Here is a 23,005-nt window from a genome sequence, read left to right as displayed (position 1 = left end):
TGCCGTCCGCGGGGCGGGACCGCACGCCCCCCTTGGTACAGTCAGAAGAACCTTTCAGTGCAGCTTACTGACCTGAGGAGACCGGATGGCATCCGACAGCGCCGACATCAAGGCCTGGCTCGACACCGTCACCATCGACCCCGCCGTGCGCGCCCTGCGGCCCGATTACCGCGCCCTGGTCCTCACCGCGGAGGGCCTGCGGCCCGGACCGAGCGACCAGGCGAGCGAGGCGCTGCTCTCCTCGGCCGAGGAGACCGCCCGGGCCCGGCTCGCGAAGACGCCGGCCGAGGACCACCCCCACCTGGCCGCCTGGCGCGAGGCGTTCCGCGCCTTCGGGGCCAAGCCGCAGCGCACCCGCCCCAGCGCGGAGGCGCTGCTGCGCCGCGCGGAGGCCGGACTGCCGCGCGTGGACCGGCTCACGGACATCTACAACGCGATCTCCGTCGCCCACGTCCTGCCGCTCGGCGGCGAGGACCTCGACCACTACACCGGCCCGGCGCGGCTGGTCCGCGCCACCGGCGAGGAGCCCTTCGTGACGACGGCGGGCGGCGAGGACGTGGTGGAGAACTGCCCGCCGGGCGAGGTCGTGTGGCGCGACGACGCGGGCGTGACCTGCCGCCGCTGGAACTGGCGCCAGTGCACCCGCACCCGCCTCACCCTCACGACCACCCGCGCGGTGTTCATCCTCGATGCCCTCGGCCCGCTCGACGACACCCGGCTGACCGCCGCTGCGGACGCCCTGACGGAGGCCCTCCTCGCGAGCAGCCCCGGGGCGACGGTCGCCGCACGCCTGGTGCGGTGACCTAGGCGGGGGCGGGGGCGTCATCTGCCGCCGCGGGGGCCGGCGGTCCACCGGGGGCGCCGGGGCCGCGCGGCGACGGTGGGCAGCTGCGGCCCGCACGCTGTGTGAGGCGGAAGGCCGCCGGTCGCCGCTTGGGGCGGTGCGCCGCGCTGTCTCCTGAGGCGCTGGGCGGCGTCTGCCGCCGTGCGGGTCGACGATCGCGGGGGCGCCGGGGCCGCGCGGCCCCCGCCCGCGCCGAACGGTAGGCCTCTCCGGCCCGCACCGTGTGCGGCGGCAGGCCGCCGACGGCCGCACGGGGCGGCATGGCGCCCCGGCCCCTGCGGCGGTGGACGGCGCCTGCCGCCGTGCGGGTCGTCGGTCGCGGCCGCGCCGAGGAGGTGCGCGGCGATGGCGGGCGCTTCCGGTTCTCGTTGCGTGGGCCGGAAGGTCACCGGCCGCCGCGCCGGGCAGCACGCCACGCCGTCTCCCCGCCACACGCGGCGCAGCCGCGCCGGCGCTACGCCGTCATCGGCTCATCGGCGGCAGGGAGGTCCTCGACGCACGCGTCGGCGAGGGTGTCCAGCGACAGCCCCAGGGCGCTCGCCAGCGCCGTGACCGTGAAGAAGGCGGGCGTCGGCGCCCTGCCCGTCTCGATCTTGCGCAGGGTCTCCGCGGACAGCCCGGCCCGGGCGGCCACCTCCACCATGCTGCGATTGCCACGCGCCTGCCGCAGCAGCGCGCCCAGGCGCTCGCCGCGCTGCCGCTCCCACGGAGTCAGAGGAGTTCTCACCATGCCCGTGATACTAATACCGGTATAAGAATTGGTCCGGGCTGCTCCGGCAATGCGCCGGACAGCACGTCAGGAGGGGACGGCGGAGATGGTGGAGATCAAGACGGACGCGGCGCTGGAGGCCATGCGCGAGGCGGGCCGCGTCGTGGGGCAGGCCCTCGCCGCCGTGCGGGACGCCGCTGATGTGGGGGTGAGCCTGCGCGAGCTGGACGGGGTGGCGCGCGAGGTCCTCGGCAAGGCCGGGGCCACCTCGCCCTTCCTCGGTTACCACCCCTCCTTCGCCCCCGGCCCCTTCCCCGCCGTCATCTGCGCCTCCGTCAACGACGCCGTCGTGCACGGCATCCCCGACGACTACCGGCTGCGCGACGGCGACCTCGTCAGCATCGACTGCGGCGCCGTGCTCGACGGCTGGGCCGGCGACGCCGCCGTCAGCTTCACCGTCGGCACCCCGCGCCCGGCGGACCTGGCCCTGATCGAGACCACCCGGCGGGCGCTGGAGGCAGGCATGGCCGCGGCCGTCGTCGGCAACCGCGTCGGCGACATCTCCCACGCCATCGGGGGCGTCGCCCGCGCCGCCCGGTGCGGCGTTCCGGCAGACTTCGGCGGGCACGGCATCGGGCGGCGGATGCACGAGGAGCCGCACGTTCCCAACCGCGGGAAGCCCCGCCGCGGGTTGCCGCTGCGGCACGGGCTGGTCCTGGCCATCGAACCGATGCTCCTGGCGGGTGGCCGCGACGACTACCGCGCGGCCCCCGACGGCTGGACCCTGCGCACCGCCGACGGCAGCCGCGCCGCCCACATCGAGCACACCGTCGCCATCACCGACGACGGGCCGCGCATCCTCACGCTCCCGTGACGCAATACTTCCGTCACCGGATTCGCGGATCCCCGGGGGCCCCGCCGGCGTTCTCAAGGAGTGAGGACGGAACACGGCTGAAGAGGAGCGGAACATGGGACGCGTACGACGGCTGCTGACCAGGCCCATCGTCATCGCGGTGCTGGCGCTGGGCACCCTGGCGGTCGGGGTGGGGCTGTACTGGTTCCAGCCGTGGAAGCTGTGGGTCGACGAGACGGTGCGGGAATCCGCGCCCGCGGCCGGCGGGGCACCCGGCGACGGGGTGCGGACCCTGGCGACCGGCCGGCTGATCAGCCACGAGCACACCACCACCGGCACGGTGCGCATCCTGCGCCTGCCCGACGGCAGCCGCGTCCTGCGCCTGGAGAACCTCGACACCAGCAACGGCCCGGACCTGCGGGTCCTGATCACCGATGCCCCGGTGAAGCAGGGCCGGGCCGGCTGGCACGTCTTCGACGACGGCGCCCATGTCAGCCTGGGCGAGCTCAAGGGCAACAAGGGCGACCAGAACTACGCCCTGCCCGCCGGCCTCGACCTCAACCGGTACGGCAGCGTCAGCATCTGGTGCGACCGCTTCGACGTGTCCTTCGGCGCCGCCGCCCTCACCCGGGCCTGAAGGCCGCCGGGCGCCCTATCCGGCCGTGACGTCCGTCGTCGCGGCCACGGGCGCGGTGCCGGAGACCACGCACTCGACCGTCACTCCGAAGACGTGCACCGAGGCGTTCGAGGGGGTGAAGGTCGTCAGGCCCGCGGTGTCGAGCCGGGCCGACGCGGTGCCGCCGGTGAGGGTCACCGCGGATCCGCTGGGTATGCGGGCCGGGTTGGTGAACCCGGTGGCGCTCACGCTGCCGGATGCCGCACCGCCCAGGTCGATGGTCATCTCCCCTGTCACGCTGCGCGCCGGGACGCTGATCGGCACCGTCATCTGCGTGGTGACCTCCAGCGCGAGTTCCGCGGTGCCGCCCTGCGGGACGCTGGCCGGGGCCGCCATGGTGACCCGCAGGGACTGGACGCCGTCGGGGGCGCCCGGGCCGGTGCAGGTGTAGCCGACGGACACGGGGTCGGCCGTGGCCGGCGGCGCGCCCAGTCCGATGCCCGCGCTCGCCAGCGCGGCGACGAAGGCCGCGCTCGTCAGGGTGCGTCTGCGCCTGTGCAGGCCGGTCGGGGTGTTCATCGCCGTGCTCCCTTCCGTCCGGGGTACGGCCGTGTCGGCCGTGGGCCGGAGCGAAGAGGTGGGGGTCTGATGTGAACACGTCATACGTTGCACCGGGAGCCGAAGAAGTCAACACCGCTTCCCCGTCCGACTGGCCTAGAGTGCGGGCATGGAGACAGACGAGGGGACGGTACGGGTCGACGCCTGGATCTGGTCCGTACGGCTCACCAGGACGCGCTCGCTGGCGGCCGCGGCCTGCCGTGCCGGGCACGTCCGCATCAACGGCGACCGTGCCAAGCCCGCCCAGACGGTCAAGGCCGGGGACGAGGTGCGGCTGCGGCACGAGGGGCGCGAGCGGATCGTGGTCGTCAAGCGCCTGGTCCGCAAGCGGGTCGGGCCGCCCGTGGCGGCGGAATGCCTCATCGACAACTCCCCGCCCCCGCCGCCGCGCGAGGCCGTGGCGCCGGCAGGCCGGCGCGACCGCGGCACGGGCCGCCCCACCAAGCGCGACCGGCGCGAGACGGAACAGCTGCGCGGGCACTGAAGGAGCCGGCCGCGGCACCCGCGCCGGTGAAGAATCGTGTCTGCGGTATTCCGGCGACGTTAATGCGGGCATGACCAAGCGCATCGCAGCCGCCGCAGCTCTCATCCTCTCCGCGGGCGCCGCCTCGGCCGCGTCCGTGGCCCCGTCCGTACCGAACGCCGCCACCGTCGTCCCGCGGCACGCCGCCCCTTCCCCTGACGGCGACTCACCCGGCGGGAACGGGGCGAACGGCCAGGGCAATCAGGAGGCCCGCGGCGGCCGGTCCGTCGAGGCCGCCGGCCCACTGGCACCCGTCGTGGGCCTGCCCGCCCAGGTCACCAGCCTCCTGCCGCTCTAGACCGCACCGGAACCACAGGAAAAGCCGAGGTCAGGGCGTGGTGGCCAGCCGGTAGCCGCGCTTGGTCACCGTACGGACCAGGTGCCCGTACGGGCCCAGACCGGTGCGCAGCCGGGCCACCGCCGCCTCGACCGCGTGCTCCTCCGGGCGCTGCCCCGGCGGGCCGCTCCACACCCGCCGCAGCAGCTCCGTGCGGCTGAGCACGGTGCCCGGCCGTTCCGCCAGCGCCCGCAGCACCGCGGCCGGCAGCGGCGGCAGCAACAGCGTCCTGCTGCCGGCCAGGACCGCCGATCCCTGCAGGACCAGCGGCCCGGCGGGGGTGTCGAGCTCCTGCCGGCAGCGGTCCGCGAGCTCCCGCGAAAGGGTGCGGACCAGCGAGCCCAGCCGGCCCCGCTCGGGCCACACGCACGGCACCCCCGCACTCAGCAGGGGCCGGGCGCAGATCGGCCCGATGCACACCGGCAGGACGTCCCCGCGCAGCGCGTCGAGAACCTCGGCCCGGCGGCCGGCGGACCCGGCGGCGTCCAGGAAGGCCTCGATGGCCGGCGCGCTGGTGAAGGGCAGCGCGTGGATCTCGCGCCGCGCGGTCTGCTCGGCGAGCCGGCGCACCGCCGCCGGGTCCTCGGGCGGGCCCCACCGGTAGACGGGCACCTCGATGACGACGGCACCCGCGTCCCGCAGGGCCGCGGTGAACTCCGGCAGCGGTGCGCCGTGTTCCTGCACGGCGATGCGGCGCCCCCGCAGGCCGCGGGCCAGCAGCCAGGCCAGTACGTCGTCCAGTGCCTCGGACTCCGGGGCGTAGGCCTCGCGCAGCCCGCAGGCGCGCAGCGCACCCGCGGCCTTCGAACCACGGCTGACCAGCACCGCGTCACCGCACGCCGCCACCAGGCGACCGGCCGTGCCCCAGCCCTCCGCCGCGCTCATCCAGCCGCGCCAGCCCACCCCGGTCGTCGCCACCACGTAGTCCGGACCACCGGCGAGACAGGCTTCGGTGGCCTCGTAGAGCAGGGCGTCGTCGCACAGCGGCACCATCCGAAGGGCGGGCGCGCCGACGACTGCGGCACCACGGCGCTCCAGGAGGGCGCGGAGCTCGTCGCGGCGCCGGTCCGCCGTGACGCCCACGGTGAAACCGGTCAGCGGCCCCTGCGGCCATGGCGGTTCCACCGCTGTTGCTGTCCTCATGGGCAGAGGGTCGCCGAGAGGAGTTAAGGCACCGTTGCGCGCACGTCACGGGGACGTTAGCCCGCGACCGCGCCGCCTACGTATACGTGTCGTCCCCCGCACACCACGGCATGGGCCGGGTGCGCGCCCTGTACGGCCGTGGCAACGTGGCCGTCGCACCGCTGTAACAGGCGACCGCGACGCTTCGTGACATGCCCGCCGCACCGTCGTCACCGTCGTCCACCGACACCCACTGCCCGTACTGCTCCCTGCAGTGCGGCATGCGCCTGCGCCCCGTCGAGCCGGCCGCCCCCGGCGAGCCCGCCGTCGCGGTCGAGGAGCGCCCGGACTTCCCCGTCAACCAGGGGGCCCTGTGTGGCAAGGGCAGCAGCGCCGCCGCCGTCCTGTCCGCCCGGGCCCGGCTCGGCACGCCGCTCGTACGGGACCACCGCACCGGCCGGCTGCGCGAGGCGAGCTGGCCCCAGGCCCTCGAACGGGCCACCCAGGGCCTGGCCGCCGCGGCGAGCCGGTACGGGCGGGACGCGGTCGGCGTCTTCGGGGGCGGCGGCCTCACCAACGAGAAGGCCTACCTGCTGGGCAAGTTCGCCCGCGTCGTGCTGCGCACCGCCAACATCGACTACAACGGCCGGTTCTGCATGTCGTCGGCCGCCGCCGCCCAGCGCCGCGCCTTCGGCCTCGACCGGGGGCTCCCGTTCCCGCTGGCGGACGTCTCCCGCACCGGCTGCCTCGTGCTCGTCGGCGCCAACCCCGCCGACACCATGCCGCCCGCCGTGCGTCACCTGCGCGAGCTGCGCGAGGCGGGCGGGCGCCTGGTCGTCGTCGACCCGCGGCGCACCCGCACTGCCGACCTCGCCGATCTGCACCTGCGGCCCCTGCCCGGCACCGACCTCGCGCTCGCCCTCGGCCTGCTCCACCTCGTCATCACCGAAGGCCGGGTAGACGAGGAGTTCGTGGCCACCCGCACCACCGGCTACGAGCGGGCCCGCGCCGCGGCCATGGCGCACTGGCCCGAGCGCGTCGAACGCCTCACCGGCGTGCCCGTGGCGCACATGAGGCGGGCGGTGGAGCTGTTCTGCGACGCCCCCACCGGCATGGTGCTGACCGCGCGCGGCGGTGAGCAGCACAGCAAGGGCGTCGACACGGTCGGCGCGTGGATCAACCTGTGCCTGGCCACCGGCCGGGCCGGCCGCCCCCGGTCCGGGTACGGCTGCCTGACCGGGCAGGGCAACGGCCAGGGCGGCCGCGAACACGGTCAGAAGGCCGATCAGCTGCCCGGTTACCGCGCCATCGACGACCCCGCCGCCCGCGCCCACGTCGCCGGTGTCTGGGGCGTCGCCCCCGACACCCTGCCCGGCCCCGGGCGCTCGGCCTACGAAATCCTGGACGGCCTCGGCACCGACGGCGGGGTACGGGCGCTGCTGCTGATGGGGTCCAACCCGGCCGTCTCCGCACCGCACGCCGGCCACATCCGCGAACGGCTGCGCGCGCTCGACCACCTCGTCGTCTGCGACGTCGTGCTGTCCGAGACCGCCGAACTCGCCGACGTCGTACTGCCGTCGGCCCAGTGGGCCGAGGAGGACGGGACCATGACCAACCTCGAAGGCCGCGTGATCCTGCGCCGGGCCGCGCTGAGCCCGCCGGACGGAGTCCGCACCGACCTGGCCATCCTGCGCGCCCTCGCCGGCCGACTGGGCGTCGGCCACGGGTTCCCGCACACCGCGCAGGAGGCCTTCGACGAGCTCAGGCAGGCGTCGGCGGGCGGCCAGGCCGACTACTCCGGCATCACCTACGAGCGCGTCGCGGCGGAGAACGGCGTGTTCTGGCCCTGTCCCGCCACCGCCGCCGGCCGGCCGGCACACCCTGGGACACCCCGGCTGTTCCTGGACCGCTTCGCCACCCCCGACGGACGCGCACGCTTCGCCGACGTCTCCCACCGGCCGGCCGCCGAGGAGCCGGACGCCGACTATCCGCTGCGCCTCACCACGGGCCGGGTCCTCGCCCAGTACCAGAGCGGCGCCCAGACCCGCCGCACCCCGGCCCTCCAACGGGCCGCGCCCGGCCCGTTCGTGGAGCTGCACCCCCGTCTCGCGGCCCGGCTCGGCGTCGCCGACGGCGACCCGCTGACCGTCACCAGCAGGCGCGGCCGGGCCACGGCCCCCGCACACGTCACCCCCACGATCCGGCCCGACACCGTGTTCATGCCCTTCCACTGGCCCGGCGCCGGCAGTGCCAACAACCTCACCAACCCGGCACTCGACCCCGTCTCGCGCATGCCCGAGTTCAAGGTGTGCGCGGTCCGCGTCGAGAAGACCCCGCCCGGGGGGACGGCATGAGGGCGGGCACCGCGCCCCTGCGCGTCGCCGTCGCCGGAGCGGGCATGGCCGCCGCCCGCTTCGCCCACCAGGCGCTCTCGCTCGCCCGGCCCGGGGCGCTGGAGGTCACCCTCTACGGCCGGGAAGCCCACGCCCCCTACAACCGGGCGCTGCTCACCGGCGCTCTCGCCGGGCGCTACGCCCCCACCGCCCTGGAACTGCCGGCGGGCGACGCCGACGTGCGACCCGGCACCGAGATCACCGCGCTCGACCCGCAGGCCCGCACCCTGCGGACGGCCACGGGGCAGAGCGTCCGTTATGACGCACTTGTGCTCGCCATCGGCGCGGAAGCGGTACTGCCGGACATCCGCAACCTCCACGAGCCCGCGGACCGGGAGCCCGGACCGGACCCGCGTCGGCTCACCGGCACGACCACGTCCACCGGCCTGCGCGTGCGCACCAGCACATGCCCGGATCCGCGCACCCACACGCCCCCGGCCGCAGGCCGCAGGCTGAAGGGCGGGGTGCACACGCTGCGCACCCTCGACGACTGCGCCCGTCTGGCCGAGGACGTGCCACGTGCCCGCCGGGCCGTCGTCATCGGCGGCGGCGTCCTGGGCGTCGGCACCGCCCACGCCCTCGCCGCGCGCGGGCTGCCGGTGCACCTGGTGCACCACGCACCACACCTGATGGAACGTCACCTCGACGCGCCGGCCGCCGCCACCGTACGCAGGGCGCTGGAAGGCATGGGCGTGACCGTTCACCTCGGGGCCGGCGTCTGCGCCCTGCTCGGCGACGACCACGTCACCGGCCTCGAACTGGCCGACGGCCGGCTCCTGGAGAGCGAACTGGCCGTCCTCACCTGCGGCGCGCGCCCCCGCACCCGCCTCGCCCGCGCCGCGGGACTGACCGTGGCCGGCGGGGTCGTCGTCGACGACACCCTGGCGGCCTCCGCGCCCGGCGTGTACGCCATCGGTGACTGCGCCGAGCACCGCGGCACCGTCCACGGCCGCGCCGAGGCCGCCTGGGAGCAGGCCGACGTCCTGGCCGCACGGCTGTCCGGGGCACGCCCCGACGCCCGCTACACCGGGTCGCCGCGGATCCTGCGGCTCAGTGCGGGCCCCCTGCAGATCGCGGCCCTCGGCGACAGCGCCGGCCACCACGGCACGGGCACCGACACCCTCCGCCTCGCCGATGCCACCCGCGGCACCTACCGCAAGCTCGCCCTGCGCGGCACCGAACTCACCGGCGCGATCCTCGTCGGCGACCTCGCCACGGCCGGCGACCTCATCCACGCCTTCGAACGGGGCGAGCCCCTGGCCCCCGACCCCCTGCACCTGCTCACCACGGAAGGAGACCCCCTGTGAGGGACACCCGACGGCGTCTGGTGCTGGTCGGCCACGGCATGGCCGGCCAGCGCCTCCTCCACGCGCTCACCGAACGCGCCCCGGGCGCCTGGCACATCACCGTCCTCGCCGAGGAACCGCGCCCCGCCTACGACCGGGTCCGGCTCACCTCCTGGTTCTCCGGCACCACCGCCGCGGAACTGTCGCTGTGGCCCGACGGCTTCGCCGGCGAACACGGCATCGACCTCCGGCTGGGCGACCCCGCCACCGCCGTCGACCGTGCGGCCCGGACCGTCACCACCCGCTCCGGGCACACCGTGGAGTACGACGCGCTCGTCCTGGCCACCGGCTCCCGCCCCTTCGTGCCGCCCGTGCCCGGCCACGACACCCCCGGCTGCTTCGTCTACCGCACCATCGAGGACCTCGAAGCCATCCGCGCCCGCGCCGCGCACACCCGCGTGGGAGCCGTCGTGGGCGGCGGCCTGCTCGGACTCGAGGCCGCCGGGGCCCTGCGGGCCATGGGGCTCGAAACCCACGTGGTCGAGTTCGCCCCCCGGCTGATGGCGGTCCAGGTCGACGAGGGCGGCGGTGCCGCGCTGCGCCGCAGGATCGAGGAGCTGGGCGTGGCCGTCCACACCGGCGCCGCGGCACAGTCCGTCGACGCCGGAGCGGACGGCACGGTCCGCGCGCTGACCCTCTCCGGCGGCGCGAGCATCGACGCCGGCCTCGTCGTCTTCTCCGCCGGGGTACGCCCCCGCGACGAGCTCGCCCGCGCCTGCGGGCTGCCCGTCGGGGAGCGCGGCGGCATCGTCGTCGACGCCGGCTGCCGCACGGCCGACCCCCACGTCCTGGCCATCGGCGAGTGCGCGCAGGCGGCCGACGGCCGCGTCTACGGCCTGGTCGCCCCCGGGTACGCCATGGCCGAGGCGGCCGCGGCGGAACTCACCGGCGGCCGCGGCTCCTTCACCGGCGCCGACCTCGCCACCAAGCTCAAGCTCCTCGACGTCGAGGTCGCCAGCTTCGGCGACGCCCACGGCACCGGTGAGGGCGCGCTGGAGGTGCTCTACGCCAACAGCCGCGAGGGCGTCTACAAGAAGCTGGTCGTCGGCCCCGACGGCCGCCTCCTGGGCGGGGTCCTCGTCGGCGACGCCGCGTCATACGACCTGCTGCGCCCGCTCGCCGCGGCGGGCACCCCGCTCACCACGCCCCCCGAACTGCTCGTGCTGCCCACCCCGGCGGGCGGCGGTGCCGGTCCCGTGACGCTGCCGGACGAGGCACTCGTCTGCTCCTGCCACAGCGTCTCCAAGGGCGCGATCCGCGCGGCCGTGACCGAGGACGGCTGCACGGACCTGGCGGCGGTGAAACGTTGCACCAAGGCGGGCACCGGCTGCGGCTCCTGCGTCAAGATGATCGGCACCATCGTCGCCGGCGAACTCGCCGCGAGCGGCGTGGAGCCGGCCAAGGGGCTGTGCGAGCACTTCGACCACACCAGGGCCGAGCTCTTCGAGATCGTCCGGGTCAAGAAGGTCACCACCTTCTCCCGCCTCCTGGACGAACACGGCCGCGGCGGCGAGGGCTGCGACACCTGCAAGCCGGTCGTCGGCTCCATCCTCGCCACCCTCAACCCGCAGCTCGGCAACTCCGTCCACATCCTCGACGGCGAACAGGCCGCGCTGCAGGACACCAACGACCACTTCCTGGCCAACATCCAGCGCAACGGCTCCTACTCCGTCGTGCCCCGCGTGCCCGGCGGCGAGATCACCCCCGCCGGGCTGATCACCATCGGCGAGATCGCCCGTGACTTCGGCCTCTACACCAAGATCACCGGCGGGCAGCGCATCGACATGCTCGGCGCGACCGTCGACCAGCTCCCCCTCATCTGGCGCCGTCTCGTCGACGCCGGCTTCGAGTCCGGACACGCCTACGGCAAGGCCCTGCGCACCGTGAAGTCCTGCGTCGGACAGACCTGGTGCCGCTACGGCGTACAGGACTCCGTGGCACTGGCCATCGAACTCGAACTGCGCTACCGCGGCCTGCGCTCCCCGCACAAGATCAAGGCAGCCGTCAGCGGCTGCGCCCGCGAATGCGCGGAGGCACAGAGCAAGGACTTCGGCGTCATCGCCACCTCCGCCGGCTGGAACCTCTACGTCGGCGGCAACGGCGGCATGACACCCCGCCACGCCGATCTCCTGCTCACCGACGCCGACCACGCCACGCTCCTACGCACCATCGACCGCTTCCTGATGTTCTACATCCGCACGGCCGACCGCCTGGAGCGCACCGCCCCCTGGATCGAGCGCATGGAGGGCGGCCTCGACCACCTGAGGGCCGTCATCGTCGACGACTCGCTGGACATCTGCGCCGAACTCGACGCGCTGATGGCCCGGCACACGCAGACCTACGAGGACGAGTGGCGCGCCACCCTCGCCGACCCCGAACGGCTGCGCCGCTTCGTCTCCTTCGCCAACGCGCCCGGTACCCCGGACCCCGGCGTGCGCTTCATGCCCGAGCGCGGCCAGATCCGCCCGGCCCGCGAGAACGAGGCGGTGGCGGCACGATGACCGGACCCCTCATCGAGATCGAAATCGGGACCGGGCCGGGAGCCGGGGCGGGCGGCGCCTGGCTGCCCGCGTGCGCCTACCGTGACCTGGTGCCCGGGCGCGGCGCGGCCGTGCTCCTGGACGGCCACCAGATCGCGCTCTTCCGCGACCGCGCGGGCGAGGTGTACGCGGTGGGCAACCGCGACCCGTTCAGCGGGGCCCACGTGATCTCCCGCGGCATCCTCGGCAGCCGGGGCGCGGTACCGGTGGTCGTCTCGCCCATGTACAAGCAGGCCTTCGACCTCAGGACCGGGGCCTGCCTGGACGAGCCGTCCGCGCCGGGCGGCAGCCCGGCGGCACTGCCGGTATGGCGCGTCCGCCTCACACCCCCCGCGGGGCCGTGTGCGGGAGATGTTGCACCACCGACGGGGAACGCACACCGGCCGGAAACCGCCCCTTCATAGCCTCACGGAGTGACCACGAACCCCGCTCTCCGCGCCCTGGGGCACCCCCCGCCGCCCGCCGCGGCGCGCCCCCACCACATCGACGACTGGCGGCCGGAGGACCCCCTCTTCTGGGAGACCACCGGCGCCCGCACCGCCCGCCGCAACCTCGTGTACTCCGTGCTCTGCGAGCACATCGGCTTCTCCGTGTGGAGCCTGTGGTCGGTCCTGGTGCTCTTCCTCGGACCGGAGTACGGCATCGACCCGGCCGGCAAGTTCCTGCTGACCGCGGTGCCGACCCTCGTCGGTGCCGCGCTGCGGCTGCCCTACACCGTCGCGGTGACGGTCTTCGGCGGCCGCACCTGGACCGTCGTCAGCGCGCTCGCCCTGCTGATCCCCACCGCCCTCATCGCCTACGTCCTCGAACCCGGCGTGTCCTACACCACGCTGCTCGCCGTGGCGGCCGTGGCGGGGCTGGGCGGCGGGAACTTCGCCTCCTCGATGGCCAACATCAACGCCTTCTACCCGCAGCGCCTCAAGGGGCGCGCGCTGGGCGTCAACGCGGGCGGCGGCAACCTCGGCGTACCGGCCGTCCAGCTGCTGGGCCTGCTGGTCCTGTCCACCGCAGGCGCCGCCCACCCCCGGCTCCTGCCGCTCGCCTACATGCCCCTGATCGTGCTGGCGGCGCTCGCCGCCGTCCTGCGCATGGACAAACTGCCGCGTACGGCTCCCGCCGGGCGGCCCCTGCGCGAGGTGAGCCGCGACCCCCACGCCTGGGTGATGTCCGTGCTCTACATCGGCACGTTCGGCTCGTTCATCGGCTTCGGCTTCGCGTTCGGACAGGTCCTGCTGGTGCAGTTCCCCGGTGACTTCCCGACGCCGGTGCGGGCCGCGTCCCTGACCTTCCTCGGGCCGCTGCTGGGCTCGCTGGTGCGGCCCGTGGGAGGGCTGCTGGCCGACCGGTGGGGAGGCGCCCGCGTCACGTTCTGGAACTTCATCGCCATGGCGGCGAGCACCGTGCTCGTCCTGCTGGCCTCGCGGGACGGATCGGCGGCGCTGTTCCTGGCCGGCTTCGGGCTGCTCTTCGTCTTCAGCGGCATCGGCAACGGCTCGACGTACAAGATGATCCCCGGCATCTTCCGCCGTGCGGCCCGTCGATGGACGCGGGAGGGCATGGACGAGCGGACCGCGGAGGAACGCTCGCACCAGCACGCGAACGCGCTGATGGGCATCGCCGGGGCGGTCGGTGGCCTCGGCGGCGTCCTGATCAACCTCGCCTTCCGCCAGGCCTTCGCGACGCAGGGCACGGGCGAGGCGGCGTACACGGCCTTTCTGGGCCTGTACGTGCTGTGCCTGGCGCTGACCTGGGCGGTCTACCTGCGCGGCGGCGCGCGCAGCGTCTGAGCCCACGAACAACGTGGGATTTCCGTGCCCCGTGGGGAACCATCAGCTGTGGAAGGCGCTCTCTGGGAACAGAGGCGTACGGATGTGCGGGACCAACCCATATGCGGGGACGGTAAATGACACGAGAAGTCGCACAACAGCGGTCGTCGAGGGCGCGGAAGTCCGCCGCGAGAACCGTGGCGGCGCTGGCGGCCGGGCTGGCACTCACCATGGGGGCGGCCGCGCCGGGACAGGCCGCGGACGGCACACAGGGCCGGTCCGGCTGTGACAGCCCCGCCGCGGGCGGCGCGTCCGCGCCCGCCGCACCGGCAAAGGAGCCGACGGCGGTACCGGCACCGGCCGCCGCCGGGAATTCCACGCAGAAGATCGCCTACCGCGTGGACTCCCAGCTGCCGATCGGCCTGTGGTCGTCCTCCGCCGTCACCCTGCGTACGCCCGTCTCCGGGGGCAAGGTGCGCCTGGACGTCACCAGCCGGGGCTTCAGCACCGACTCCCTCACGGTGCAGCGCTACGACGCCGCCAACCGTCGCTGGGCCGACCTGGACACGGGCCCCGGTGGCGGAAGCAGGCCCACCCGCGGCACGTTCACCTTCCCCGTCACCGCCAAGGGCGCCGACGCCGGGCACCCCCACACCATCGCGCTGCGGCTGCAGGACCTCGACCGGCCCGGCACCCTTACCGTCGCCGCCTCCGTCGAGGACGGGCGCGGCCACACCTACCGCGCCCCCGCCCGCACCACCACCGCGACCCGGCCCGAGGTCGGCGTCGTCGGCTGGAAGCAGGGCACCACCCTGGAGCGCGGAGGCCCCTCGCGCGCCGTCACGGTCACGGTGAAGAACACCACCAACCGGGCCTACCCGGCCCTGAACGCCTTCTACTTCGCCTACGGAGCCGGCAGCGACCACGCCCTGACGCCCAAGGACCTGACGCTGCGGCAGTACCGGCAGGGACACGGGTGGGCGGACGTTCCCCTGCTCGCCGGCGGCTGCGACCCCGGCATGAGTGCCACCCTGCGCCCGGTGGCCAAGGCGCCGCTCGCCCCGGGTGCCACCGCCGTCTACCGGCTGACGGTCGCCGTGGCCCGTTCCGCCCCGCGCGACGTCGCCCGTGCGGACACCGGGGTCACGGTGGGCAACGGTGACATGTCCTTCTTCTCGCAGAACCTGCCGTTCGCGATCCGGGGCGGCAAGCAGGCCACGTAACCGCGTCCAGCGCAAACGGCTCAATGAAGGCGAAAGGCCACGGAGGCGTAGCCGTCCGTGGCCTTCGTCGTCAGTGCTTCGGTGTGTTCGCCGCGGTGACGTTCACCGCGGCCCATGCCGTGTCGACGGTCCTGTACTCCGTGCTGCCCGCGCCGTAGATGTCCGCGGCCGCCTGCAGGGTGGCGGTCCGGGCCTCGTGGAAGTCGGTCGTGGAGACCATGTAGCGGGTCAGGGCCCGGTAGAAGATCTGCTCGGACTTCGCCCGGCCGATGCCGGTGACGCTCGAGCCGTCGTACGTGGGGGAGTCGTAGGTGACGCCTCCGGCCGTCTTCTTGCCGCTGCCCTCGGCCAGGAGGTAGAAGGCGTGGGAGGAGACGCCGGAACCGGCGTGCACCTCGCGGTCGTAGGAGCCCTCGTCCCAGTAGTCGACGGTGCCCTCGAGCTTGTCGAGGGACGGCTTGTCCAGGCGGCGCAGGAACTTCTGCTCCAGGCCCAGCTTCTCGCCCAGCAGGTAGTTCGGCGGGTTCGCCGCGTTGTTGGTGGCGAACTCGACACCGGTGCCGAAGATGTCGGCGAAGGACTCGTTGAGGGAGCCGGCCTCACCGTACTGGTTGCCCTGCTCGTCGACGCGGGTGGGCTCGAACTTGGCCGTGGCCTCGATGACGCCGTGGCTCAGCTCGTGCCCGGTGACGTCCAGCGCGACCAGCGGCTGCTTGAACGTTTCTCCGTCGCCGTCGCCGTACAGCATGCACGCGCAGTCGGGGGACCAGAAGGCGTTGCCGACCTTGTTGCCGTAGTGGACGAGGGCGTGCGGGCCCGCACCGTCGTTGTTGATGCCGTTGCGGCCGAACGTCTTCTTGTAGTAATCGAAGGTGCTGGTGATGCCGTACTGGGCGTCGACCGCCGCGCTGGTCAGGTCGCCGGCGGTGCCGTTGCCCCACTTGTTGTCGGTGTCGGTGAAGGCCTTGCCGCTCGCGAAGGTCTCCAGCTCCTTGCGGCCCGCGTTCCTGGTCTCGCCGTTGCCACGACCGGGGTCCTTCAGGGTGAAGGAGCTCTTGGCGGTCTGGGTGGTGATCAGCGGCACGTTGCCCGCGAAGATCGAGGCGCCCGTGCCGTTCGCCGGTGCGGGGAAGGAGCCCGCGGCGGGCCTGGCCGGGCCGGGGGCGGCGGGCCCGGCGGTGCGCGGGGCGGCCTGCTGCCCCTGGGCGCGCAGCGTGGACTTGAGCTTCGGCGAGATGAAGGCGTCGCTGTGCGGGGTGCTGCTGATGACCTTGCCCGAGGCGGCGTCGACGACCACGGACCGCGCCGCGCCCGCCTCGGCGTCACGGCTGCCGGTGACGGTCACCCGGTAGGCCAGGACGGCGTCGTCGGCGCGGGCGTCCACGACGAGTTCGGCCGCACCGGCGGTGCCGCCCGCCGACGCGGTGGCCTTGGCGGCGGCCTGCCCGGCGCTCAGCTTCGGGGTGACGGTGGGGACGGAGACCTGGCGGTTCGTGGCCCGGGTCGCGCCGGTGTAGGCGTTCTTGGCGTCGAGGTGGACGACCAGGTCGCCGCCGATCACGGTGACGCCGCGGTGGGTCCGCTCGAACCGGACGTGCCGCTTGCCCTCCGGGTCGACGAGAGTGTCCTTGACCTTGAGCGTGTCCGACGCGGTGACACCGGTGGCCTTGGAGTTGGCGACGGCGGCGGCGCGCGCCGCCTTCACGATGTCCTCCCCGGACACCGGGGAGGCGGCCGAAGCCGCCGGAGCCGTCGCCGCGTTCGCGGACGGGAGCGCGAAAGCCGTGGTGGTGGCGGCCATGGTCGCCGCGGCGGCGACGGCGACGGCGACCGTGACGATCCGTCTGCGGGAGGAGTCCGATATGGAGGATGTGGGGGATGTACGCACTGTGAGCGCCCTTTGTCATGGGGGCGGTCCGGCATGCCGGACCGCCTGCGCAACGCGGTCCGGCGCCGCCGTACCACGGGGACCTGCGGTCCCGTGGATGACCATGCACGTATTGGCATGCGCATGAAAAGAGCAAAGTGCGGAAATATCCGAACAGTTGATATGTTGTTTACACATCACCAACAGTCCGTGACGGGAAGACGACATCCTGTCCCACCGGCAGTCAAGACGGGGCAACGACCCCAGGGGTTGCCGGGGTTGGGGAGGTGATCACTATGTGAGACGCGGCCGCCGTCAGCCCGCCCAGTCGCCGCCCGGAACCCGGGTGCCGGCCGCCCGCAGCCGCCGCGCCACCCGCTCCGCCGCGAGGTAGACCCACCCGCGCACAGTGCCGTCCCCCTCGACGACCACCTCGCACGCGACGCGCTCGTAAAGATTGCGCGGATCGCCCGGCCGGTGGCCCTCCAGCTCGTCGAGCGCGGACAGCACCCGGCCGTACGCGCCACGGTCCACAGTGATCAACTCACCGCGCACCTCCCCGGCCCGGTCCACGACCGCGTACGGATACCCCGGCCCCTCGTACAGCACCGCGCCCCGCATCCTCGCCGGCACCTCGGCGACCGTGCGGCCGCGCAGGAAGCGGTCGTGGTTGCACCGCCCCGGGCGCAGCGTCCCGTAGACGAAGAAGGGCAGCTGCCCGGACCCGGGAATGTCCTGCGCGCTCACCACGGGCTCCGTTCCTCCGCGCCTCGTCCGCCTCGTCCGCCGGAAGGCGGGCTCCGGCATCCGGCCGTAACCTGGTACCTATGGGAGAGCGGTCTGTCGTGCCCTCCGCGTCCTCCGCCCCCGAACTCGTCGTCGAGGCCGATGGCGGCTCGCAGGTGATGAGTCCGAGCCGGATCTACCACGTGGGGCGCGACCCTTCGAGCGACATCGTGCTGCGGGACGCACGCGTCTCCTGGCACCACGCCGTCCTGCGCCCGGTGGCGGACCACTGGAGGCTGGAGGACAGCGACAGTACCAATGGCACCTACGCCGAGGGCCGGCGCGTGCACGAGGTGGACGTCGGCCCGGGCAGCGTGGTCCGCTTCGGCAACCCCGCCGACGGCCCCGCCGCCGTCGTCACCGGAATCCGGCCGCACCCCGCCGACCGGCCCTCCTCCGTCGCGCATCCCGCCGCCACCGGCACCTTCCGCCGGCCCACCTCCGTACACCCGCTGCCCGTCCGCACCGTACGGATCGGCCGCGGCCCCGACAACGACCTCGTCGTCGACGACCTGATCGTCTCCCGGCACCACGCCGAACTGCGCACCCTCCCGGCCGGCGGCTACGAGATCGTGGACGTCGGCAGCCACAACGGCACCTACCTCAACGGCCGCACCGTCCGGCGCGCCCCCCTCGCCCCCGGCGACATCGTCGGCATCGGCCACTCCGACTTCTGCCTGGTCGGCGACCAGCTGCAGGTGTTCGTCGACACCGGCGAGGTGTCCCTGGACGTCCAGGAACTCTCCGTCGCGGTCGACAAGGGACGCAAGACCCTCCTGGACGACGTCTCGTTCCCGGTGAAGGCCAAGTGCCTGCTCGCGGTCGTAGGACCGAGCGGCGCCGGCAAGTCCACGCTCCTCAATGCCCTGACCGGGCAGCGCCCCGCGGACCGCGGCACCGTGCTCTACGACGGACGCGACCTGTACCGCGACTACGCCGAGCTCAGGGCGCGCATCGGGCTCGTACCGCAGGACGACATCCTGCACGCCCAGCTCAGCGTGCGCCGCGCCCTGCGCTACGCCGCCGAGCTGCGCTTCCCCGGCGACACCGCCAAGGCCGAACGCCAGGCGCGCGTGGACGAGGTGATCGGCGAACTGGGCCTGGAACAGCGCGCGAACCAGCCCATCCACAGCCTCTCCGGCGGCCAGCGCAAGCGCGTCAGCGTGGCCCTGGAGCTGCTGACCAAGCCCTCGCTGCTCTTCCTCGACGAGCCGACCTCCGGCCTCGACCCCGGCATGGACCGCTCCGTGATGAACATGCTGCGCGCGCTCGCCGACGACGGCCGCACCGTCATCGTCGTCACCCACAGCGTGCTGAGCCTGGAGGTCTGCGACCGGCTGCTGGTCCTCGCCCCCGGCGGGCGCACCGCCTTCTACGGACCGCCCCGGGACTCCCTCGCCTTCTTCGGCTTCAGCCAATGGCCCGAGGCATTCGAGGCGTTCGAGAACGACAGGGCCCGGGACTGGGCGGGGGAGTACCGCACCTCGCCCCACCACGACCGCTACATCGCCGCCGCCAGCGAGCAGCCGGTGCACGGCGGGGCCGCGGCCCACGTCACGGCCCTGGAGCCGGTGAAGGCCCAGAGCTGGGGCGGCCAGCTGCGCACGTTGATGCGCCGCTACACCGCGGCCCTGACCGCCGACCGGACCTTCCTGGCCATCATGATCGCGCTGCCCTTCGTGATGGGCGCCATGGCGCGGGCCCTGGCCGGCAGCAGGCTGACCGCGGACAACGCCATGAACGCGCTGCTGATCCTGTGCGTGGGCGGCGTACTGACCGGCGCGGCGAACGCCGTGCGCGAGCTGGTCAAGGAACGCGTGATCTACCAGCGGGAACGGGCCGTCGGCCTGTCCAGATCCGCCTACGTGATGTCGAAGATCCTCGTCCTCGGCGTGATCACCGTCGTCCAGGCGGTGGTGCTGACCCTGGTCGGGCTCGCCGGGGTGGACACCGGCGCGCCCGGCGGCAAGGGGGTGCTGCTGCCACCCCTGGCCGAGATCACCCTGGCCGTGGCGCTGCTCTCCTTCACCGCCATGATGCTGGGCCTGCTGGTCTCGGCGCTGGTGCGCAAGGAGGAGGTCACCATGCCGCTGCTGGTGCTCCTCGCCATCGTCCAGGTCGTCTTCTGCGGTGCGCTGCTCAAGCTGCACGGCGTGCCCGGGCTGGAACAGCTGTCGTGGCTGGTGCCCGCCCGCTGGGCCCTGGCGGCGATGGGCGCCACGCTCGACCTCGGGCACCTCGTACCGGGCAAGCAGACCACCGATCCGCTCTTCGCCCACCAGGCCGGCACCTGGCTCCTCGACATGGGCATGATGGTGCTGCTCTCGGCCGCCCTCGGCCTCCTCGTCGCCCGCCTGCTGCGCCGCCACGAGCCCGCGATCATGCGGAAGTGAGCGGACCGTGAACGCGCCCGGAGCCCCCTTCGACGCCACCTCGGGCGTCCCCGGCTTTCTGCCGACCCACGTGGTGCCCAGGGACGGGCTGCCCACCTGGACGGCCCCGGACGCCGCCGTGCCCACCGAGGCGCTGGACCCGCTGCTGCCCGTGCAGCTGCTGAGCCGGCTCGGTGACTGGGGGCAGGTGCTGTGCTCCAACGGCTGGGCGGCCTGGGTCGACGCCCGGCTGCTGGTCGCCCTCCCGCAGAGCCCGCCCCCGGCGGGCGGACCGCTGGTGCGCACCGCCGACGCCCAGCGGCTGCTGGCCGGGGCCGAGGAGACGCTGGCGCGGTACCGGCGGGCCGTGGAGGAACTGGCGGCGGGCGGCATGGACGGAGAGACGTTCCGCCGTACCACCCAGGGGCTGCGGACCGGGGCGGTGGTCGAGGGCGAGGCGGTCTGGCTCTACGACGCCGAGCACGACCGCTGGTGCTACTGCGACGGCACGGCCATGACGACCTTCGCAGCGCACAGGCCCGCCCCGGCCGCCCCGGAAGCCGCCCCGGGCCCCGTCCCCGCCGAGGCCACCCGGCTGGACAGCCCCGCCCCGGACCGCCCTCCCCACACCGGCAGGGGTGAGGCCCGATGACGGCCGCCGACGACCACCGCGCCCGCCCCGACGCCACGCTCAGCGCCGGACCGGAGGGCCTGACCGGCCGCCGCATCGCCGGCTACCGCATCGAGAGCGAGATCGGGCGCGGCGGCATGGCCGTCGTCTACCGCGCCACGGACCTGCGCCTGGGCCGCACGGTCGCCCTCAAGCTGCTCGCGCCCGAACTCGCCCGCAACGACACCTTCCGCGACCGCTTCGCGCACGAGTCGCGGGTGGCCGCCGCCATCGACCACCCGCACATCGTCCCGGTGTTCGAAGCCGGTGAGGTCGAGGGCGTCCTGTACATCGCCATGCGCTACGTGGCCGGGCAGGACCTGCGGGCCCTCCTCGACCGCGAGGGGCCGCTGCCCCTGCCCACCGCCTCGCGGATCGCCGGTCAGGTGGCGTCCGCCCTGGACGCCGCCCACGCGCACGAGCTGGTGCACCGGGACGTCAAGCCCGGAAACATCCTCGTCGCCGAGGGCACCGACAGCGACCACCCCGAGCACGTCTACCTGACCGACTTCGGGCTGACGAAGAAGTCGCTCTCGCTGACCGGGTACACCCGGGTGGGCCAGTTCGTCGGCACGCTCGACTACGTCGCCCCCGAGCAGATCTCCGGAAAGCCGGTCGACGGGCGCTGCGACGTCTACAGCCTGGCCTGCGTGGTGTACGAGACGCTGACCGGTGCGCCGCCGTTCCAGCGCGACGACGACATGGCGCTGCTGTGGGCCCATCAGTACGATCCGCCGCCGCCGCTGTCCGAGCGCCGGCCGGGTCTTCCGGAGGGGGTCGACGACGTTCTGGCGACGGCGCTGGCCAAGGCCCCGGACGACCGCTACGACAGTTGTCTGGCGTTCGTGACGGCGTTGCGGCGGGCCGGGCGGGCGGGGTGGGTGGACCCGGAGCCCCCGCCGGGGCCTCCGGAGTGGGCGGCGCCGGTGTTTCCGTGACGTGGGGATGGCGCCCCTCCGGACCCGGGGGTTGGGGCGGAGCCCCGGTCACGGGAAGGGGCCGGTAGGGGAGAGGTCCGCCTCGCCACGCCTCCGTACCCGCAGTGCGGCCACGCTGCCCAGGAAACCGGCGAGGAACCCCCACAGCAGCCCGAGGCCCGCCAGCCGCAGCAGGCGTGCCTGGAGGGAGACGTTGCCGCCGAAGTCGTCGCCCAGGTCGCCGATGCCGAGGAGGGACAGACCCAGGCGCGCCGAGACGCGCGTCAGGAGGCCGACGACCAGGAGGGTCAGTGCCACCGCGATCGCGAGCCGTACGGCGTGCCGCCAGGGGCGGGTGCCGGCGGGTGAGCGCACGGCCGAGACGAAGCCGGCCGCGAGCAGCGCCAGCGCGGCCAGGGGCACCAGCAGCCAGGCGCGCCCGTCGTAGGAGGAGAGGGAGGCCAGGTCCAGCGTGGCGGGCCCGTCGCCGTTCTCCCGCAGCACCGCGGCCACGGGCTTGGGCACGGGCAGTCCGATGTCGGCGCCCGGGACCCGGCCCTCCCAGGCCCCGCCCAGACCGGTGCCCAGGCCCATCCAGGCGAGGTTGGGCAGGCCCAGCAGCAACACGGCGAACGTCTGGCCCGGGTGGCCGCGGGTGAGGGCCACGACCAGCCCGGTCACCGCGCCGAGCACCGCGTAGGCCAGCAGGACCACCAGCATCGCGAAGGCCGCCGGGCGGACCGCGTCCTGGAAGCGCAGCAGCCGCGTGGGCAGGGGGGCCTTGCGGGACACCGCGACGGCCACGGCCAGCAGCACCAGCAGCCACAGCAGCGCGTAACCGAGGGTCGGCCCCACGGCCGCGCGGAATCCCACGGTGGGCGTCGCGCCCAGCGCCTCACCGAGCTCGTCGATGATGTCCTCGCCGACCTTGATGCGGAAGGTGTGCCGCGCCGCGAGCGCGATGAGCGCCACCGCCACCAGCCACAACACGGCCGTACGGGCGACCCGGGCCGGCAGCGCGGCCCCCCTCGCCACCGCGTGATGGCGCAGGGGCAGCAGAAAGACCACGGCGAGCGCCAGGGCGCCGGCCAGGGTCACCGAGAGCGGCACGACCTCCAGGCCCCCTGCCGTGCTGCCGAGGAAGCCCGCGCCGCCGGAGAGTTCGACGGTGCCGCCCACGGCGGAGACGACGGTGGCCGCGACCACGGGGAGGAACGCGCCGTCCGGCAGCCCGCCGGCGCCCGCCGCCCACAGGCCCAGGGCGGCGACGGCGAACATGGCGGCGACACCTGCGGCCACCGCCACCAGCGCGTCCCACCAGGCGCGCAGCTCGCGCGCCGGGGCCGGGCGGGGCGTCTGTGGCTGACTCACGCTGTCTCCGGACGGTCGACGGTGGCCGGTATGGCGGGTTCAGCCCAACGTAAGCCCCCGGTTGCCGCACCACCCGTCCGCACGGGCGGCCGGGGGAATCGCGGGGATTCGGCGGACCTGACGGGGGAAGAC

General features: G+C 74.2%; 20 protein-coding genes. 14 read left to right on the top strand and 6 right to left on the bottom strand.

What is annotated here, in order from left to right; all coding sequences use genetic code 11:
• Positions 1-85 precede the first annotated feature (85 nt).
• Positions 86-802: a phenylalanine--tRNA ligase beta subunit-related protein gene (locus tag AB0F13_RS17955; protein WP_362082545.1), complete on the top strand. Its 717-nt coding sequence runs from the start codon at positions 86-88 to the stop codon at positions 800-802.
• Positions 803-1,298: 496 nt separating this feature from the next.
• Here AB0F13_RS17955 and AB0F13_RS17950 read toward each other — a convergent pair whose 3' ends face one another.
• Complete coding sequence (locus AB0F13_RS17950; RefSeq protein WP_362082542.1) at positions 1,299-1,574, bottom strand: helix-turn-helix transcriptional regulator; 276 nt, start codon at positions 1,572-1,574, stop codon at positions 1,299-1,301.
• A gap of 85 nt (positions 1,575-1,659) precedes the next feature.
• On the opposite strand from AB0F13_RS17950, the gene map reads away from it, so the two are divergent.
• Positions 1,660-2,427 (top strand): type I methionyl aminopeptidase, encoded by a 768-nt coding sequence (gene map / locus AB0F13_RS17945; protein WP_362082539.1) that lies wholly within the window; start codon positions 1,660-1,662, stop codon positions 2,425-2,427.
• Between the two features lie 94 nt (positions 2,428-2,521).
• Positions 2,522-3,043, top strand: a complete 522-nt coding sequence (locus AB0F13_RS17940; RefSeq protein WP_362082536.1) for a DM13 domain-containing protein — start codon at positions 2,522-2,524, stop codon at positions 3,041-3,043.
• A 15-nt stretch (positions 3,044-3,058) separates the two neighbouring features.
• Here the strand turns inward: AB0F13_RS17940 and AB0F13_RS17935 are convergent, their stop codons facing one another.
• Positions 3,059-3,601 (bottom strand): hypothetical protein, encoded by a 543-nt coding sequence (locus tag AB0F13_RS17935; protein ID WP_362082533.1) that lies wholly within the window; start codon positions 3,599-3,601, stop codon positions 3,059-3,061.
• A 148-nt stretch (positions 3,602-3,749) separates the two neighbouring features.
• Here AB0F13_RS17935 and AB0F13_RS17930 point away from each other — a divergent pair, with 148 nt between their 5' ends.
• Both AB0F13_RS17930 and AB0F13_RS17925 read left to right on the top strand, forming a co-directional pair.
• Positions 3,750-4,124 carry an RNA-binding S4 domain-containing protein gene (locus AB0F13_RS17930; protein WP_362082530.1) on the top strand — a complete coding sequence of 125 codons (375 nt, stop codon included), beginning with the start codon at positions 3,750-3,752 and terminating at the stop codon, positions 4,122-4,124.
• Positions 4,125-4,194: 70 nt separating this feature from the next.
• On the top strand, positions 4,195-4,461 hold the full coding sequence (locus AB0F13_RS17925) for a hypothetical protein (protein WP_362082528.1): 267 nt from the start codon (positions 4,195-4,197) through the stop codon (positions 4,459-4,461).
• 30 nt (positions 4,462-4,491) lie between these two features.
• On the opposite strand, the gene AB0F13_RS17920 is transcribed toward AB0F13_RS17925, so the two are convergent.
• Positions 4,492-5,643 carry a uroporphyrinogen-III synthase gene (locus AB0F13_RS17920; RefSeq protein WP_362082525.1) on the bottom strand — a complete coding sequence of 384 codons (1,152 nt, stop codon included), beginning with the start codon at positions 5,641-5,643 and terminating at the stop codon, positions 4,492-4,494.
• A 191-nt stretch (positions 5,644-5,834) separates the two neighbouring features.
• Between AB0F13_RS17920 and AB0F13_RS17915 the strand changes: the two genes are divergently transcribed.
• The 6 genes from AB0F13_RS17915 to AB0F13_RS17890 all read left to right on the top strand — a co-directional run bounded on the left by AB0F13_RS17915 (position 5,835) and on the right by AB0F13_RS17890 (position 14,890).
• The gene (locus tag AB0F13_RS17915; RefSeq protein WP_362082522.1) at positions 5,835-7,976 is read left to right on the top strand and encodes a molybdopterin oxidoreductase family protein; all 2,142 of its coding nucleotides are present in this window, start codon (positions 5,835-5,837) and stop codon (positions 7,974-7,976) included.
• The gene (locus AB0F13_RS17910) at positions 7,973-9,322 is read left to right on the top strand and encodes an FAD-dependent oxidoreductase (protein ID WP_362082519.1); all 1,350 of its coding nucleotides are present in this window, start codon (positions 7,973-7,975) and stop codon (positions 9,320-9,322) included. The genes AB0F13_RS17915 and AB0F13_RS17910 overlap by 4 nt, the downstream gene beginning before the upstream one ends.
• Before the next feature lie 38 nt (positions 9,323-9,360).
• Positions 9,361-11,862, top strand: coding sequence for a nitrite reductase large subunit NirB (gene nirB, locus AB0F13_RS17905; RefSeq protein WP_362082673.1), 2,502 nt, complete (start codon positions 9,361-9,363; stop codon positions 11,860-11,862).
• Positions 11,859-12,305 carry a nitrite reductase small subunit NirD gene (nirD, locus tag AB0F13_RS17900; protein WP_362082516.1) on the top strand — a complete coding sequence of 149 codons (447 nt, stop codon included), beginning with the start codon at positions 11,859-11,861 and terminating at the stop codon, positions 12,303-12,305. Before nirB ends, nirD begins: the two co-directional genes overlap by 4 nt.
• A 36-nt stretch (positions 12,306-12,341) precedes the next feature.
• On the top strand, positions 12,342-13,688 hold the full coding sequence (locus AB0F13_RS17895; RefSeq protein ID WP_362082670.1) for a nitrate/nitrite transporter: 1,347 nt from the start codon (positions 12,342-12,344) through the stop codon (positions 13,686-13,688).
• A 116-nt stretch (positions 13,689-13,804) separates the two neighbouring features.
• Positions 13,805-14,890 (top strand): hypothetical protein, encoded by a 1,086-nt coding sequence (locus AB0F13_RS17890; RefSeq protein ID WP_362082513.1) that lies wholly within the window; start codon positions 13,805-13,807, stop codon positions 14,888-14,890.
• 70 nt (positions 14,891-14,960) lie between these two features.
• On the opposite strand, the gene AB0F13_RS17885 is transcribed toward AB0F13_RS17890, so the two are convergent.
• Together AB0F13_RS17885 and AB0F13_RS17880 are read right to left on the bottom strand one after the other, a co-directional pair.
• Positions 14,961-16,691: a M4 family metallopeptidase gene (locus AB0F13_RS17885; protein WP_362082667.1), complete on the bottom strand. Its 1,731-nt coding sequence runs from the start codon at positions 16,689-16,691 to the stop codon at positions 14,961-14,963.
• A gap of 381 nt (positions 16,692-17,072) precedes the next feature.
• On the bottom strand, positions 17,073-17,504 hold the full coding sequence (locus tag AB0F13_RS17880) for a gamma-glutamylcyclotransferase family protein (RefSeq protein ID WP_362082510.1): 432 nt from the start codon (positions 17,502-17,504) through the stop codon (positions 17,073-17,075).
• Positions 17,505-17,584: 80 nt separating this feature from the next.
• Between AB0F13_RS17880 and AB0F13_RS17875 the strand changes: the two genes are divergently transcribed.
• Genes AB0F13_RS17875 through AB0F13_RS17865 form a run of 3 tightly spaced genes read left to right on the top strand, consistent with a single transcriptional unit; the run spans position 17,585 to position 21,523 of the window.
• Positions 17,585-19,936: an FHA domain-containing protein gene (locus AB0F13_RS17875; RefSeq protein WP_362082507.1), complete on the top strand. Its 2,352-nt coding sequence runs from the start codon at positions 17,585-17,587 to the stop codon at positions 19,934-19,936.
• Between the two features lie 7 nt (positions 19,937-19,943).
• Positions 19,944-20,567: a hypothetical protein gene (locus AB0F13_RS17870; protein WP_362082504.1), complete on the top strand. Its 624-nt coding sequence runs from the start codon at positions 19,944-19,946 to the stop codon at positions 20,565-20,567.
• Positions 20,564-21,523 carry a serine/threonine-protein kinase gene (locus AB0F13_RS17865; protein WP_362082501.1) on the top strand — a complete coding sequence of 320 codons (960 nt, stop codon included), beginning with the start codon at positions 20,564-20,566 and terminating at the stop codon, positions 21,521-21,523. The genes AB0F13_RS17870 and AB0F13_RS17865 overlap by 4 nt, the downstream gene beginning before the upstream one ends.
• Before the next feature lie 48 nt (positions 21,524-21,571).
• On the opposite strand, the gene AB0F13_RS17860 is transcribed toward AB0F13_RS17865, so the two are convergent.
• Positions 21,572-22,873: a streptophobe family protein gene (locus tag AB0F13_RS17860; protein ID WP_362082498.1), complete on the bottom strand. Its 1,302-nt coding sequence runs from the start codon at positions 22,871-22,873 to the stop codon at positions 21,572-21,574.
• Positions 22,874-23,005 lie beyond the last annotated feature (132 nt).

This window comes from Streptomyces sp. NPDC026206 (assembly GCF_040638465.1).
Taxonomy (GTDB): Bacteria; Actinomycetota; Actinomycetes; order Streptomycetales; family Streptomycetaceae; genus Streptomyces.
The sequence above is the reverse complement of the archived record's forward strand: the minus strand, read 5'-3'. Positions and strand labels throughout refer to the sequence as shown.